This is a genomic window from Lactobacillus delbrueckii subsp. bulgaricus (assembly GCF_046938665.1).
Lineage (GTDB): Bacteria > Bacillota > Bacilli > Lactobacillales > Lactobacillaceae > Lactobacillus > Lactobacillus delbrueckii_C.
Genome location: NZ_JBKZCD010000001.1, coordinates 107,371 through 121,221, shown reverse-complemented (window position 1 = coordinate 121,221; position 13,851 = coordinate 107,371). Strand labels below are relative to the sequence as shown.

The 13,851-nt window shown below is 51.2% G+C and carries 17 protein-coding genes and 1 other RNA gene; 16 read left to right on the top strand and 2 right to left on the bottom strand.

Features of this window, described 5'->3' with window-relative positions:
- The first annotated feature begins 10 nt into the window (after positions 1 to 10).
- Entirely contained in the window at positions 11 to 469 is a 459-nt protein-coding gene (locus ACLUXO_RS00620; RefSeq protein ID WP_412135902.1) for a low molecular weight protein-tyrosine-phosphatase, read from the top strand.
- 96 nt (positions 470 to 565) lie between these two features.
- Complete coding sequence (locus tag ACLUXO_RS00615) at positions 566 to 1,219, top strand: NAD(P)H-binding protein (RefSeq protein WP_412135901.1); 654 nt, start codon at positions 566 to 568, stop codon at positions 1,217 to 1,219.
- Between the two features lie 89 nt (positions 1,220 to 1,308).
- Here the strand turns inward: ACLUXO_RS00615 and ACLUXO_RS00610 are convergent, their stop codons facing one another.
- Positions 1,309 to 2,940, bottom strand: a complete 1,632-nt coding sequence (locus ACLUXO_RS00610; RefSeq protein WP_412135900.1) for an APC family permease — start codon at positions 2,938 to 2,940, stop codon at positions 1,309 to 1,311.
- 259 nt (positions 2,941 to 3,199) lie between these two features.
- On the opposite strand from ACLUXO_RS00610, the gene msrA reads away from it, so the two are divergent.
- Positions 3,200 to 3,727 (top strand): peptide-methionine (S)-S-oxide reductase MsrA, encoded by a 528-nt coding sequence (gene msrA / locus ACLUXO_RS00605; protein WP_236161122.1) that lies wholly within the window; start codon positions 3,200 to 3,202, stop codon positions 3,725 to 3,727.
- Between the two features lie 16 nt (positions 3,728 to 3,743).
- Positions 3,744 to 4,592 carry a patatin-like phospholipase family protein gene (locus tag ACLUXO_RS00600; RefSeq protein WP_412135899.1) on the top strand — a complete coding sequence of 283 codons (849 nt, stop codon included), beginning with the start codon at positions 3,744 to 3,746 and terminating at the stop codon, positions 4,590 to 4,592.
- Positions 4,593 to 4,678: 86 nt separating this feature from the next.
- Here the strand turns inward: ACLUXO_RS00600 and ACLUXO_RS00595 are convergent, their stop codons facing one another.
- Complete coding sequence (locus ACLUXO_RS00595; RefSeq protein WP_412135898.1) at positions 4,679 to 5,560, bottom strand: metal ABC transporter solute-binding protein, Zn/Mn family; 882 nt, start codon at positions 5,558 to 5,560, stop codon at positions 4,679 to 4,681.
- Positions 5,561 to 5,666: 106 nt separating this feature from the next.
- Here ACLUXO_RS00595 and ACLUXO_RS00590 point away from each other — a divergent pair, with 106 nt between their 5' ends.
- The 12 genes from ACLUXO_RS00590 to ACLUXO_RS00535 all read left to right on the top strand — a co-directional run bounded on the left by ACLUXO_RS00590 (position 5,667) and on the right by ACLUXO_RS00535 (position 13,819).
- Positions 5,667 to 6,188 carry a VanZ family protein gene (locus ACLUXO_RS00590; RefSeq protein WP_412135897.1) on the top strand — a complete coding sequence of 174 codons (522 nt, stop codon included), beginning with the start codon at positions 5,667 to 5,669 and terminating at the stop codon, positions 6,186 to 6,188.
- 82 nt (positions 6,189 to 6,270) lie between these two features.
- Positions 6,271 to 6,999 (top strand): YebC/PmpR family DNA-binding transcriptional regulator, encoded by a 729-nt coding sequence (locus tag ACLUXO_RS00585; protein WP_412135896.1) that lies wholly within the window; start codon positions 6,271 to 6,273, stop codon positions 6,997 to 6,999.
- A gap of 158 nt (positions 7,000 to 7,157) precedes the next feature.
- Positions 7,158 to 8,129 (top strand): competence type IV pilus ATPase ComGA, encoded by a 972-nt coding sequence (gene comGA / locus ACLUXO_RS00580; RefSeq protein ID WP_412135895.1) that lies wholly within the window; start codon positions 7,158 to 7,160, stop codon positions 8,127 to 8,129.
- Positions 8,101 to 9,099: a type II secretion system F family protein gene (locus ACLUXO_RS00575; RefSeq protein ID WP_412135894.1), complete on the top strand. Its 999-nt coding sequence runs from the start codon at positions 8,101 to 8,103 to the stop codon at positions 9,097 to 9,099. The genes comGA and ACLUXO_RS00575 overlap by 29 nt, the downstream gene beginning before the upstream one ends.
- Before the next feature lie 21 nt (positions 9,100 to 9,120).
- On the top strand, positions 9,121 to 9,444 hold the full coding sequence (gene comGC / locus ACLUXO_RS00570; RefSeq protein ID WP_412135893.1) for a competence type IV pilus major pilin ComGC: 324 nt from the start codon (positions 9,121 to 9,123) through the stop codon (positions 9,442 to 9,444).
- Positions 9,441 to 9,878: a pilus assembly FimT family protein gene (locus ACLUXO_RS00565; protein ID WP_412135892.1), complete on the top strand. Its 438-nt coding sequence runs from the start codon at positions 9,441 to 9,443 to the stop codon at positions 9,876 to 9,878. Before comGC ends, ACLUXO_RS00565 begins: the two co-directional genes overlap by 4 nt.
- Complete coding sequence (locus ACLUXO_RS00560) at positions 9,868 to 10,134, top strand: type IV pilus modification PilV family protein (RefSeq protein WP_300615617.1); 267 nt, start codon at positions 9,868 to 9,870, stop codon at positions 10,132 to 10,134. The genes ACLUXO_RS00565 and ACLUXO_RS00560 overlap by 11 nt, the downstream gene beginning before the upstream one ends.
- Positions 10,103 to 10,717 (top strand): hypothetical protein, encoded by a 615-nt coding sequence (locus ACLUXO_RS00555; protein ID WP_412136029.1) that lies wholly within the window; start codon positions 10,103 to 10,105, stop codon positions 10,715 to 10,717. The genes ACLUXO_RS00560 and ACLUXO_RS00555 overlap by 32 nt, the downstream gene beginning before the upstream one ends.
- Before the next feature lie 141 nt (positions 10,718 to 10,858).
- The gene (locus ACLUXO_RS00550; RefSeq protein WP_412135891.1) at positions 10,859 to 11,857 is read left to right on the top strand and encodes a class I SAM-dependent methyltransferase; all 999 of its coding nucleotides are present in this window, start codon (positions 10,859 to 10,861) and stop codon (positions 11,855 to 11,857) included.
- 33 nt (positions 11,858 to 11,890) lie between these two features.
- The gene (locus ACLUXO_RS00545) at positions 11,891 to 13,078 is read left to right on the top strand and encodes an acetate/propionate family kinase (protein WP_412135890.1); all 1,188 of its coding nucleotides are present in this window, start codon (positions 11,891 to 11,893) and stop codon (positions 13,076 to 13,078) included.
- Positions 13,079 to 13,144: 66 nt separating this feature from the next.
- Positions 13,145 to 13,506: a transfer-messenger RNA gene (gene ssrA, locus ACLUXO_RS00540) on the top strand.
- Positions 13,507 to 13,663: 157 nt separating this feature from the next.
- The gene (locus ACLUXO_RS00535; protein ID WP_003619066.1) at positions 13,664 to 13,819 is read left to right on the top strand and encodes a hypothetical protein; all 156 of its coding nucleotides are present in this window, start codon (positions 13,664 to 13,666) and stop codon (positions 13,817 to 13,819) included.
- The last annotated feature ends 32 nt before the right edge of the window (positions 13,820 to 13,851 follow it).

Genomic DNA, 13,851 nt, shown 5'->3' with positions numbered 1-13,851 from the left:
GGTGACAAAAATGCGGAAAATTTTATTTTTATGCCATGGCAACATCTGCCGGTCGCCGATGGCCGAATTTATCATGAAGCAGCTCCTGGCTGAGGCCGGCAAGGCTGACCAGGTGGAAGTTGCTTCCGCGGCCGTGACCGGCGATGAAATCATTGGTGGGGTTGGCAATCCAATGGACCCCCGGGCCCAGCGGGAACTGGCCAAAAACGGGGTGCCATTTAGCCAGCACCGGGCCCGGCTTTTGACCCGGGAAGACTATGACAAGTATGACTACTTGATCGCCATGGACAGTGAAAACTTCATGGCCATGAACCAGATCTGCGGTGGTGACCCGGAAAGAAAGCAGTACAAGCTGCTCCAATTTGCCGGCAGCTTCGATGACATTGATGATCCCTGGTATACAAATGACTTTGACTTGGCCTTCCAAGAGATCAGCCGGGGCTGCCAGGGCCTGTTAGAGCAGCTTTAGGTGGGGAATTTACGAAAACGCTTAAAGCGAGTACAATTAAGGGTGTAAGTTGTAAGAAAAGTTTTAATTGTTTCTAGCAATAGTAAGGATTTGTTTATGAAAAAGTATGTTATTTTGCACCCAACCGGTCGGATCTCCCGCCTGGTCATCAAGCACTTGCTGGCTGACCCCCAGTTCAGCGACGTGGAGCTGAAACTTTTGACCCAGCGACCGGAACTTTTGGCTGACCTGAAGAGCGACCGGATCAAGCTGACTGAAGGAGCGGCAACTGACCTGGACAAGATCCTGGCAGTTACCAAGGATGCTGACCTGGTCTTCTTGGGCAAGGTTGACGACAAGAAGTTCACGGTGATTAGCAAGAACCTGGTCAAGGCAAGCCAGGAAAACGGCTTTGACCGGGTTATCGAATTAAGCCTGGCCGGCCTTTACTATGAAATTCCTGGGGAATTCGGCACCTGGGTTGATGAATGGGTGGGTTCGGGCCGCTTTTTGCCAGCCAGAGAAGCTGCCCACCGCCTGGAAGAAGCTGACCTGGACTACACCTTGATCAGAATGCCAGCCTTGACCGACTGGCCAGATGTCAAGTACTCCTTGACTGGCCGCTATGACGAATTCGTCGGCACCTCTGTTTCAAGAGCCAGCGTGGCTGACCTGGTCTTAAAGATCATGGTTGATCCAAGCCAGTACTCCCGGACCAGCGTTGGCATCTCCCAGCCGGAAACGGCGGGTTACGTCCGGCCAGTTTACTAAAATAAGCCGAAGAAAAAGACCTGCACGCGCGTGCAGGTCTTTTTGGTTTAAAAATATTGCATATTGTTGTTTTTTAGCCGTTATTGCCTTTACTTGCTGGCTTTTGCCCCTTTTGGCAGGCGGCGGCCAATCAGCCAGACAGCCAGGAGGGCGATGACTGATTCAATGACAATGTAGAGGGCCCGCAGTTTGATCGTGGTCCCGCCTAGCCAGACATTGAAGACGATTGAGCCCAAAACCAGGGCAATCATCCAGGTCCACTGCTGCTTGTCAAAGGCCAGGCCGTATTCTTCTTCTCTTCTGCGGATGCCTGGGAAGATCCCGCCCAGGCCGATCAAGACCAGGCAGGCTACAATGTTGATGGAAAGTTCATACCACCAAACCCAGCTGCCTTCCTTGACGTCTTGCGGCATGAAGCCTAAGACCGTAGCGACAGCCGTGACGGCCAGGAGGGCAAAGCCGACCCACCAGGCGAAGGTGTCGTTTTTAATGTAGCGGTAAACTGACGGGTACTTGGAGGAGTTTTTGCCCCGGACCTTCATGAAGGAGTAGAAAATCCAGCAGGTAACGGCTGGAGAGATGATCCCGTTCAAGTTCAAAAGCCAGTTGAAGATGTCGTTCATGTCTGGCAGGAAAATCCCCAGAACCATGATGAAGCCGCTCAAAAAGACAGTCAGAATGTAGCCGTTGATCGGCAGGCCGTCCTTATTGGTCTTCTTAAGGAACTTCGGCATGTACTTGTCACCGGTGTCGGAGATCAGCATTCTGGTCATGGCGTCCAGCAAAACGGACAAGAGGGCCACATTGTAGAAGAAGGAGGCCCAGGCGTAGATGTAGACAAACAAGTTGCCCACGCCGAATTGCTTGCCCATGGCGCCGAAGACATAGTATTCACCGTTCATCTTCAAGTCGTTTGGCATGTGGTTGGCATCGATGTAGATGCCCAGGGCAATTGAGCCGAAGATGGTCAAAAAGCAGGTCATGAGGGCCAGGGCGATCATGGCCTTAGGGAATTCCCGCTTCGGGTCCTTCATCCGGGTCACGTAAGGGGCGACCAGCTCAGACCCGTTGACGGCATAGATCAGCATCCCCACGGTTGAGAAGTATTTAAGGTCAAACTTGGGGATGATGGTCTTCCAGGTAAATGGCGTCGCGGTCTTGCCGCCGGACTTGGCCAGGCCGGCAAAGGCCAGAAGCACGAAGAGGATGGTCATGATGAACATGGCCCAGCCCCCGATGTTGGACAAGACTTCCATTGATTTGGAGAATTTGTGTTCCAGCAGGGTCAAAAGGATGAAAATGACAAAGGTGATGGCCGTAAACATGGCCGTTGAGAGGAATTTCGGGTCCTCAAACTCGTCAGTCCCGGTCAGCCCCCAGCCAACGTCAACCAAGAGGCAGTTGGCCGTGTCGACCACGTAAGGAATCGAAGCGGCCCAGTAGGTCCAGGCCGTGAAGTAGCCTAAAAATTCGCCGTCAGTGGCTCTGACCCAAGAGGAGAGGCCGCCGCCTTCATGGTTGAAAACTGAACCCAAGTGGCCAACGATCAAAGCGTAAGGAACCACGTAAAGGAACATCATCAAAACCCAGGAGGTGATCACCGCCATCCCTTGGTTTTGGAAGTTGTACATGATGTCTTCCAGCCCGATGACCGTGACAAAGGCCATCATGGCTAAAGTCTGCCAGGAAATATAATTTCCCTTCTTATCTAATTCGTCCATAAAAAATCCTTCCTGTTAATCAAACTGTCCTAACAAGAAGTCTGGCCCGGGGACTTGTTTAGCGATACCATTTCCATCTCCAATCTAGCAATTATTAAGCTTTTTTAAAGCAAAATCTATTTTACAGTACTTATAAGGGGAAAAACAGTCTTTTAACCATGATAGCGGTTCCTGGACGAATGTTTTCTGAGCAGAAGATTTCCTATCTGTTTTCTTTGGAGTACAATGAAAGGCAAGTTGAATTTGACGAGGTGATTTTATGGAGAAAAAATTAGACAGCGCGATTTTCGCGGGCGGCTGCTTTTGGTGCATGGTCGCTCCTTTTGATACTTTGCCAGGTATTGAGAGCGTCACGGCGGGCTACACGGGCGGGCACGTGCCTAATCCGACTTATGAACAAGTTTGCAGCCATACGACTGGCCACACGGAGGCGGTCAAGATCGTCTTTGACCCGGACCTCATGTCTTATGAGGACTTGCTGGGCTACTACTGGCAGGTGACGGACCCGACCGACGCCAGTGGCCAGTTCCAGGACCGGGGGGACAACTACCGGCCGGTGATTTTTTACAATTCACCAGAGCAGAAGGCGGCAGCGGAAAAGTCCAAGCAGGAACTGGCGGAAAGCGGCCGCTTTGATGATCCGATCGTGACCAAGATCGAACCGGCAGCGCCTTTTTATGAGGCGGAAGACTACCACCAGCAGTTCTATTTAAAGCATCCAGACCGCTACGCGGCTGAAGAAGCCGGCGGCCGGGCCCAGTTTATCAAGGAGCACTGGGGCAAGTAGGCATAAGGGGGATGGCATGAAGAAAGGTTTAGTGATGGAGGGCGGCGCCATGCGTGGCCTGTATACGGCTGGGGTGACGGACGTCCTCATGAAATACGGGATCAAGTTTGACGGGGCGGTTGGCGTTTCAGCCGGAGTGGCCTTTGGCTGCAACTACAAGTCCCTGCAGCCCGGGAGAGTTTTACGCTACAACCTCCGCTATGGCAGCCGGCCCCAGTTTAAGAGCTGGCGGTCCTGGCTCAAGACCGGGGATCTTTACGGGGCGGACTTTTGCTACTATACCCTGCCGGAGGTACTGGATCCTTTTGACACGGCAGCTTTTGCCAGAAACCCTATGGATTTTTGGTGCGTGGCAACGGACGTGGAGACGGCCCAGCCGGCCTACCACAAATTGACCACCGGCAAAGGGCGGGACGTGGCCTGGATCCGGGCTTCGGCCTCGATTCCTTTTTTTGCCCGGCCGGTTAAAATCGGGGGCCGCGCTTACTGGGATGGGGGAGTCAGCGACTCCATCCCGGTCCGCTTTCTTTTGGACAAGGGCTATGACAAGGCAGTGGTCATTTTGACCCAGCCGGCTGGCTATCAAAAAGAGCCATCGCGTTTGCAGCCAGTCGTTGACCGGGTCTTGAAAAAGTACCCGGCTGTCGTGGCGCGCCTAAGGCAGCGGCATTTGGAATATAATGCCTGCCTGGCTTATATCGCCAAAGAGGAAGCAGCCGGCCGCCTCTTTGTCTTCCGGCCCAGCCAAGACATCGGCGTCAGCGCCATGGAAAAGGATCCTGGCCGCCTTAAGGCGGTCTACCAAGTCGGCATGAGGGATGCCAAGCGGCAATTGGCGGCCTTGAAGGAATTTTTACAAGATTAAGCATAAAAAACGGTGACTGAGCCCTGGCTCAACCACCGTTTTAATTTGCACTTGTTAAGTGTTCTCTCTTTATTCTCTTTTTCTTTCTAGTCGCCGAACTTGGCCAGCTTCTGGTAGTTGGCCAGCATCCAGTCGGCATAGCTGACCTTGTTTGGCATGGTTTCGCGGACTTCCACGATCGGGATGCCCTGCTTCTTGGCCTTCTTGACGAAGGACTTGACCGTGTCGGAGCTGGCCTGGGTGTTGTTGACGAAGAAGGCAATCTGCTTTTTCTTGATGGCTTCATTCATCTTGGCGATCACGGCCGCACTCGGGTCGGTTTCCTTTTCAGTAGCTTCTTCAAAGTTCTTGTTGCCGATCTTGAAGCCGGTCCGCTCTAAAGCGTAGTCAAAAACTGGCTCGCTGACGAAGACCGGCTTGGCCTTGCTGCCCTTGATTCCGTCAGCAACTTTTTCGATCTTGGCGATCTTCTGCAAATACTTCTTGCCTTGGGCCTGGTAGTAGCTGGCGTGCTTTTTGTCAAGCTTGCTGAGCTTCTTGACCAGGTAGGCGACGTACTTTTTCGGCATATTTAAGTTGTACCAGATGTGAGGGTTGGCGCTAGAATCCAGCTGCATCAAGTCTTCCCCGACCTTGACGGCTTTCTTCCCATTAGAGGCGGCCAGGTTGCCCATCCAGCTGTCATAGCCCATCCCGTTGGCAACGATGATGTCGGCGTCAGCCACCGTCTTGGCCGCATTGGTCGTCGGCTCATAGTCATGGGGGTCAGAGTTGCCGTTGGCGATCAAGGCGGTAGCCTTACCATACTTGCCAACGATATTTTGTGCGATGTCGGCATAAATGTTGGTCGAAGTTACAATCTTGATCTGGCTCTTGGAAGTTTGTTCATCCTTGGCGCAGCCGGCTAAAAAGAGAGTGGCCAAAAGTAAAATTGGCCAGATAATTAACTGTCTGTGTGTTTTCTTCATGTCTTTTCCTTTCAAGATCTGCAGCTTGCCTGCAAATCATATTAGAATACGGGAAAAACAGCCAAAAGTCAATAAGAATGACGAAAATAATGGTAAAATAAACGACATGAATGATTTTAAGTTTAGCAAAAGAGAAAAGATTTACCTCCTCCTGGCCCTGGCCGTCTTGGTCATGCTCTTCATTTCAAGCTCGATGACTTACCATGAGCAGAAGATGAAGGCCGGTTTTATCCATACCTACCTGGGCTGGCTGGAAGATTTGATTCACCGGCTCAATATCTATTACGGCGGAGTCTGGCACAATGTCAAGACTGACGGGGCAGCTGGCTTCACCCAGTTCGTGGTCCGGAAGCTGGCCCACTTTACCAGCTACTTCTTCTATGGCCTTTTTGCCTATCTGGGTCTGCGGCGAGTTTTTGTCATCAAATGGACCGGCCCCTTCTTTGTCTGGGCCAGCGCCTTTGCCTTCGCGGCCATGGATGAGTTCCACCAGTTCCTGACCGGGGACCGGACCCCCAGCGTGCATGACGTGATGCTGGATGCCAGCGGGGCCTTGCTGGCCATTGTTTTTGCGGTGATTTTTTATCAAGTCAAGCAGGGCAGGGAGCGAAAAAAGTCGGCCATTTAGGGGCTGAAACCGTTGAATTTCTGCCCTTCCTGAGTTATTATAAAAAAGTTGATTATATTAATTACAGAAAGAAGGATCCTAAATGTCAGGACATTCAAAATGGCACAATATTCAAGGCCGCAAGAATGCGCAAGACGCTAAGAGAGGGAAGGTTTTCCAAAAGCTCTCCCGTGAAATTTACATGGCTGCAAAGAGTGGTGGTCCTGACCCTTCAGGTAATCCAAGCTTGCGTTTGGTCATGGACAAGGCACGGGCTGCCAACATGCCAAAGGACAACATCCAACGGGCCATCAAGAAGGCTGAAGGCAACTCAGACGAACACTACGATGAAGTAACTTACGAAGGTTACGCACCGGGTGGTGTTGCCATCCTTGTTGAAGCCTTGACCGACAACAAGAACCGGACTGCCTCATCCGTACGCGTGGCCTTCACCCGCAACGGCGGCAGCCTTGGTGCTACTGGGTCAGTTGCCTACATGTTCGACCGCAAGGGCTACATTGTAATCGACCGGTCAACTACTGACGCGGATGAAGACCAAATGCTGATGGACGTCATGGAAGCCGGCGGCGACGACCTGCAAACCAGCGACGACGCTTACGAAATCTACACTGACGCCAAGAGCTTCACTGCTGTCCGCGATGCTTTGGAAAAGGCCGGCTACAAGCTGGCAGTTTCTGAACTGACTATGGTGCCGCAAAACACCACTCCAGTTCCAGCAGACAAGAAGGAACAATTCGAAAAGCTGGTTGACGCTTTGGAAGACGACGATGACGTTTCCAACGTTTACACCGCTGCAGCTGACGAAGAATAATTAAGCTGTAAATAAGTTATACAAAACGCGACTTTCTGAGGAAAGCCGCGTTTTTTTATGCTCTTTTGCGATTTTTTTGAAAAAAGCAAACTTCTCAGAAAAAAATCGCCACTTTTGGCGTACTAGTAAGTGGAGGAGGAAAAAGAAAGGAGGACCTTGTGGAAGTTGCAGACAAAGCCCGGCAAATGCTGGAAGAAGCAGTTAGGATCCGGGCCAGTGACATCTTTTTCCTGCCGAAAAAGGGCGGCTATAAACTTCGCCTGCGGGCCGGGGATTTGGAGGAAAGGCCAGACTTGACCCGGGAGGCGGGAAATGAACTGATCAACTGGTTTAAGTACCAAGCCGAAATGGATATTGCTGAACACCGCCGCCCTCAGGTCGGCAGCATGGCTGTTAATTTGGCGGGGCAAGACTACTGGCTCCGCCTCTCCAGCGTGGGTGATTACCGGGGCGAGGACTCATTGGTCATCCGGATTATCTATGCTTTGGGGGAGAGCCGGTACTTTTTCCCGGACCAGTTCAGGGACCTGGTGGACCTTTGCTGGCGGCGGGGGATGATCGTGACCAGCGGGCCAACGGGGTCGGGCAAGACCACGACTATGTATGAACTGGCCAGAAAGCTCAGCCAGACGAAAATGGTGATGACGATTGAAGACCCGGTGGAAGTGTATGAGGAGAGCTTTTTTCAAGCCCAGGTCAATGCCGGGGCTGGGATCAGCTATGCCAGCCTTTTAAAGGCGGCTCTCCGTCACCGGCCGGATGTCTTGATCATCGGTGAAATCCGTGATGAAGAGACGGCCCATTTAGCGGTTGACGCGGCATTAAGCGGCCACCTGGTTTTAGCCACAGTGCATGCCAAAAGTACCTACCAAACCATTTCCCGCTTGGAGAGCCTGGGAGTTAAAAATAATGAGCTGGTCAACTGCTTGACGGCGGTTTCCTACCAGCGCCTGCTGCCAGGGAAAAAGGGGCCAGCCTGCCTGCTGGACTTGGCCAGCCGGGAGGACTTGCTGGCGGCTCTGGGGCAATCCGTCAGGGGGAATTTCGCGGCTTGGGAGGAAAATTTGAGCAGGCTGGTGGAGAAAGGAGAGATAAGCGCGGATGTGGCAAGGCAATATAAAGGCGGCTAAGCTGAAGCAGAGTGAGCAGGTGGAGCTCTTGGCCTTTTTGGCCAACTGTTTAAAAAACGGCTTTTCCTTGACCAAGAGCTTGCAGCTCTTGCCCCTGCTTTGGCCCAAGCGGAAAAAGCAGCTGGCCCGGCTGGATGAAAAAATGCGGCAGGGAGAAGAACTGGGTCAGCTTTTGGCGGGCCTGGGCTTTAACAAGACAACGGTGACCCAGCTGGACATGGCACTTAGCCAAGGGCGGCTGGATGAATCCCTGGCCCAGCTGGCCCTTTTGGGGCGGATGAAGAATGAGCAGGTCAAGAAGCTGGAGGGAGAACTGGCCTACCCGGTCGTTTTGGCAGGGATGATGACCTTGATTTTAATCTTTATGCAGAACTTTTTGTCGGTAGAGTTTGCTAGCAGTTCCGCTAAGCAGGGGGACCTGCTCTTGCTGATTTTAGTCTTTTTGCTGGTTTTGGTCATCATGTTAGTCGTTATCGCGGCAGCTTACATGAAGAAGCAGGACTATCAGTCTTTTAAAAAGCTTCTGGCCTGGCCGGTTTTCGGGCCAGTGGTGGCCTTGTATGGCCAGTATTTGATCTCTTATGACCTGGGCATGCTCTTGGCCAGTGGCTTTTCCCTGCAGCAGATGTGTGACTTTGCCTGCCGGCAGGCGCCGGGGTCACTGCAAGAAGAAGTGGGCCGGCGGGCAAGAGACGCGATCCTGCGGGGCAAGAAAGTGGAAGAGGTCATCCAGAAGGAGCCATTTTTGAGCCAGGATCTCTTGATGCTGCTGCAGGCGGGCAGTGAACGGGAGGAACTGAGCCGGCAGTGCCTGCTTTTGTCCCGGCTTTTGTTCAACCGCCTGCGCCAGAAGCTGTCCAAGCTAATCGTCAACGTGCAGCCGGTTTGCTTTATCTTGATCGGCTTGTGCATTATTGGGATGTATTTGAAGCTGCTTTTGCCGATATACGACAGCATGCAGCAGCTTTAGTTTTGCGGAGGAAAAAAGGAAATGAAGCATTTAAGACGGTTTTGGCCAAAGCGCCAGCGGGCTTTTACCTTAATTGAAATGGTGATCGTGGTCGCGATTATCGCGACTTTAGTTCTTTTGATCTCGCCAAATTTGCTGGCCCAAAAGGACCAAGCCGACAAGCGGACTAACGATGCTTTTACCACGACCATTCAGACCCAGGTGGAGCTATATGAAGAAAATACGGGCAAGAAGCCGGCCTCTTTCCAGGAAATGGTGGATGCCCACTACTTGACGCAAAAGCAGGAGAAGCAGGCTGAGGATAAGAAGCTGGCGATCGGTGACTTCGCCAAGGGCGGAGAATGAGGCAGAAGGCCTTCAGCCTGCTGGAGACGGTGATTACCTTGGCTGTCGCGGGGATGCTGCTGGGCATCGGGGAGATGAGCTTGCAAGGCTTTGAGGACAAGATCAATTTTGACCGCTTCTGCCGGCAGGCGGCGGGACTTTTTCAAGAGAAAATCAGAAGAGCCGCCATTACGGGAAAAAGGGTGATGATCTACAACCAAAGCAGCCAGGGCAAGCTGGAAGTCATTCAAGACGGCCGGCATGAGAGTCTTAAGATTCCAGATGGAGTTACGGTTTATACCTCTTTTAGCGGTAAAACCGGCCTCAACATCACCAGTGACGGGACCACCAGCCAGCCGTTTACCTTAAGGATTATAAAAAACGATCAGGGGAAAAAAGAGTATGAAAAGGCATATACCTTTTTGCTGCCGTGGGGGAAGATCAATGAAAAGTAAACAGGAAGGCTTTTTGGCCCTGGAGGCGGTAGTGGCTTTGGCGATTGTCTGTATTGCGCTAACTGCCGCGGTGACCTGCCTTAGCGGGCTGAAGAAACTAGAGCAAGAATCAAGCCAAAGGGCCAACCAGGCCCTGGCCTACCGGATGCTGAAGGAGTGTCCGGTCAAGCGGGTCAAGGTCAGGGACCATGAGTATGTCTTGACCGGCAAAGGAGACCTGTATGATGAAACCCAGCAGAAGATTTGCCAGAAGTAAGGCTTTCAGCTTGCTGGAGACCATGGTCGCCCTCTTGGTAACGGTGATTTGCCTGTCTCTTTTGTCCTCTAGCCTTAAGCTTTTTACCCTTTTTGAAAAAGACCGGCACGATCCTAATGAACTGGTCTTCTCTTATGTCCAGTTCGCCAAGTTTTTGAAAAAGGACAGCCAGCGGACCTATATTGATCTGGAGAATTCCAATCCTTTGAAGATCATGTTTATCAAAGAAGAGAAAAAGAAAGACAAGACGGGGGAAGAAAAGATAGATAAAGCTGGCTACGTTTTGGAAATGGATAATAAAGGCAATAATCTTCGGGTCAGAAGATCCGGACCAGACGGCGGCAATATGACCCTGCTGCCAATCTGGGGGGCAACGTTCGCGGCCAAGGACGGCTTGATGGAGGTCCATATCAATGAAAAGGGGAAAAGGTCAATTTTGTATTTTAAAGTCGACAAGGCACCGGAAAAAGAAAAGGAGGCGAAAAAGACTGAAGATCAGAAAACAGATCAAGCTAAACCGGCAAAGGGGGAGCGCCCTGCTGACCAGCGTGCTGCTGCTAGCCACGACAATTCTGTTGATTGACAGTTACCTGGATGCTTATCAGCATGTCATTAAGATCAACCAGCTGCTGGCAAATTACCTCTGGGGCGGGTGAAATTTCTTGCACCCTTCCTTGTAAATCATTAGAATTGGTATGTATTGCAAAGAAGGGTGGACTAAGTCATGAATAGAATTGAAGAACTGTTTGGGCAGACTCTGGAAGCAGTCGAATGCCTGCAAGAAGCCTTGAACGTATCCCTGGCTGATGCCTTGGTGGAAACTTTTGACAACCTGGAAAGCGGGGAAATCCGGGTGGAAATGGGAGCCCCGGACCAAAAGACGGTGGCTGAGCTTGAAGAACGCTACGCGGCTTTGGACTACAAGAACTGGTCCAAGACCCAGAAAGAGCAGGTCTATGGCCTCCTGGTCCTTAAGGCCATCAACGATGACGGCCGGGATGCCAACCAGATGCCGACTCCGCCGCTTTTAGCCACGGTCTTGACCCTGTTTATGGACAAGCTCCTGCCTAAGAAAAAGCAAGTCCTGCTGGACCCGGCAGTGGGCAGCGGCAACCTGCTTTTCTCCGTTGACCAGCAGCTGGCTGCCCAGAATCATTCAGAAGACCGCTTTGACCTGGTTGGCCTGGATAATGATGAAGAAATGCTCAACTTGGCCGACGTGGCCGCCCACTTGGCGGGGTTAAAAGCCAACTTCTACTGCCAGGATGCCTTGACCGGCTGGCCAGTCAAGCCAGACGTAGTGGTTAGCGACCTGCCGATCGGCTTTTACGCTAACGACGACAATGCCAAGAACTTTGACCTCCGGACCAAGGAAGGACACGCCTACGCGCACGTCCTCTTCGTTGAGCAGATCGTCAAGAACCTGGCTGAAGACGGCTTCGCCTTCCTTTTAGTCCCGCAGAACATGCTGACTGGTACGGTTGGGGCTGACTTTATGCCCTGGCTGGCCAGCAAGGTCTACCTGCAGGCGATCGTGCAATTGCCAAGCAGCTTATTCCAAAGCAAGATAAGTCAAAAAAGTATCCTTATCTTCCAAAACCACGGCCAAAGCAAGCCGCCGAAGGAAGTTTTGCTCACAAAGCTTGAAAATCTGAAGAAGGAAGAATCTTTGGTAGCCCTTAATATTAAACTGAACGAGTGGTATACTAAGAAAGATAATTAAGTTTGTGAAGTGAGTAAAAGGAGTTTTTTAATAATGGATAAGATTTTAGCAATCAACTCTGGTTCATCTTCATTTAAGTATAAGCTATTCTCATTAGCTGATGAGAGTGTCTTAGCTTCCGGGCTGGGCGACCGTATTGGTATCGATGGTTCAACCTTTTCAATGAAGTTGGCTGATGGGACCAAGCATGAAGCCAAAGTTGACCTGCCAAACCAGGAAGTAGCCGTACAAACCCTGCTTGACTGGCTGAAAGAATATGGCGTTATTGCAGACGTCAAGGAAATTGTCGGCGTTGGCCACCGGATCGTGAACGGCGGGGAATTGTTCCCAGACTCAGCAATCATCGACAAGGACAACATCCACAAGATTTTTGACTTGACTGACTACGCTCCTCTGCACAACCCTGCAGAAGGCCGCGGCATTCAAGCCTTCATGAACATCCTGCCGGACGTGCCGCAAGTCGGTGTCTTTGACACTTCCTTCCACCAGTCAATGGATGAAGTACACTACATCTACTCCTTGCCATACGAATACTACGAGAAGTACAAGGCCCGCAAGTACGGTGCTCACGGCACTTCCGTCCGCTACGTTTCCGGCAAGGCTGCTGAACTCCTGGGCAAGGACCTCAAGGACCTTAAGCTGGTTGTCTGCCACCTGGGTTCAGGCGCTTCAGTTACTGCAGTTAAGGATGGCAAGTGCTACGACACTTCCATGGGCTTCTCACCTTTGGCTGGGGTAACCATGGGGACCCGGTCAGGTGACGTTGACCCGTCAGTCCTGCAGTACATCATGAAGAAGGAAGGCATCACTGACTTCAATGAAATGATCGATATTTTGAACCACAAGTCAGGCCTGTTGGGCATCTCCGGCGTCTCCAGCGACATGCGGGACATCAGAGAAAGCAAGGACAAGCGGGCCAAGCTGGCTGATGCTGTCTTCGTTAACCGGGTAGTCCGCTACGTTGGCTCTTACATTGCTGAAATGGGCGGGGCAGACGCGGTTGTCTTCACTGCCGGGATCGGTGAACACGACGATGAAGTCCGTGAAGGGGTCATGAAGGCATTGTCCTTCATGGGCGTTGACTTTGACGACGCAGCTAACAAGGCTGCTAATGAAGGCTTCATCACCAAGGAAGATTCCAAGCTGGCTGGTTTGATTATTCCAACTGACGAAGAATTGATGATCGAACGTGACGTTGTCCGTTTGGCCAAGCTTAAGTAAAAGTTTTTAAGCAGAATATTTGAGGGCATGGTCATTTTTTGCTAAAATGATCATGTTCTCTATTTTGGGGATGTTTTGGGATTCGACAGGCGCAGACCCGCGCTGGTTGCGATTCGTAGGTTACGTCTACGTTAAAACGTTAAACAGTTTAAATTAACTGCAAACGAAAACTCATACGCTGTAGCTGCTTAGTTCAGCCCAGCTGCCAATAGACTGCCTGCCCGTGGCGGTCTTGCGGTATCAACCTTACGGGATACGCTTGCTTATCACACCTGAATAAGCGAGAAGAGACTAACAGGTTAGCCGTGGCTGTTTGGCCCTGTCATATGGCGTTTTGCCCCGGTGAAGCTGAAATAATATGACTATGATCGTAGAGATTAGTGACGGGATGCGTTTGGACAGGGGTTCAATTCCCCTCATCTCCATCTGTCTGAAGAAGGCGCGTGTGATTGATACACGTGTCTTTTTTGTTTTTTGGAATAAAATAACAAATGCAATAAATCGCAAAGGAATCAAGAGTATAATTAAAAGAGTAGAAGCTATTGTTTTGACTGTAAATACACTTTTTAGTGCGGGAGGTCAACTATGAAACTCAAAGAATTTTTGCTAGGAGCTTACAGCTGCCAAAAAGTCAATGACAAGGGCAGGACCAAGCTCAAGGTCGACCTTTCCCCAGGCCTGCTGCCAACAGCACTTTTTGCCTGGGCGGTTTACAAATTCTTGACTAGCGGCGATGATTAAAAAACTTTTTCCTTTAGAAATTAAGTGAAAAA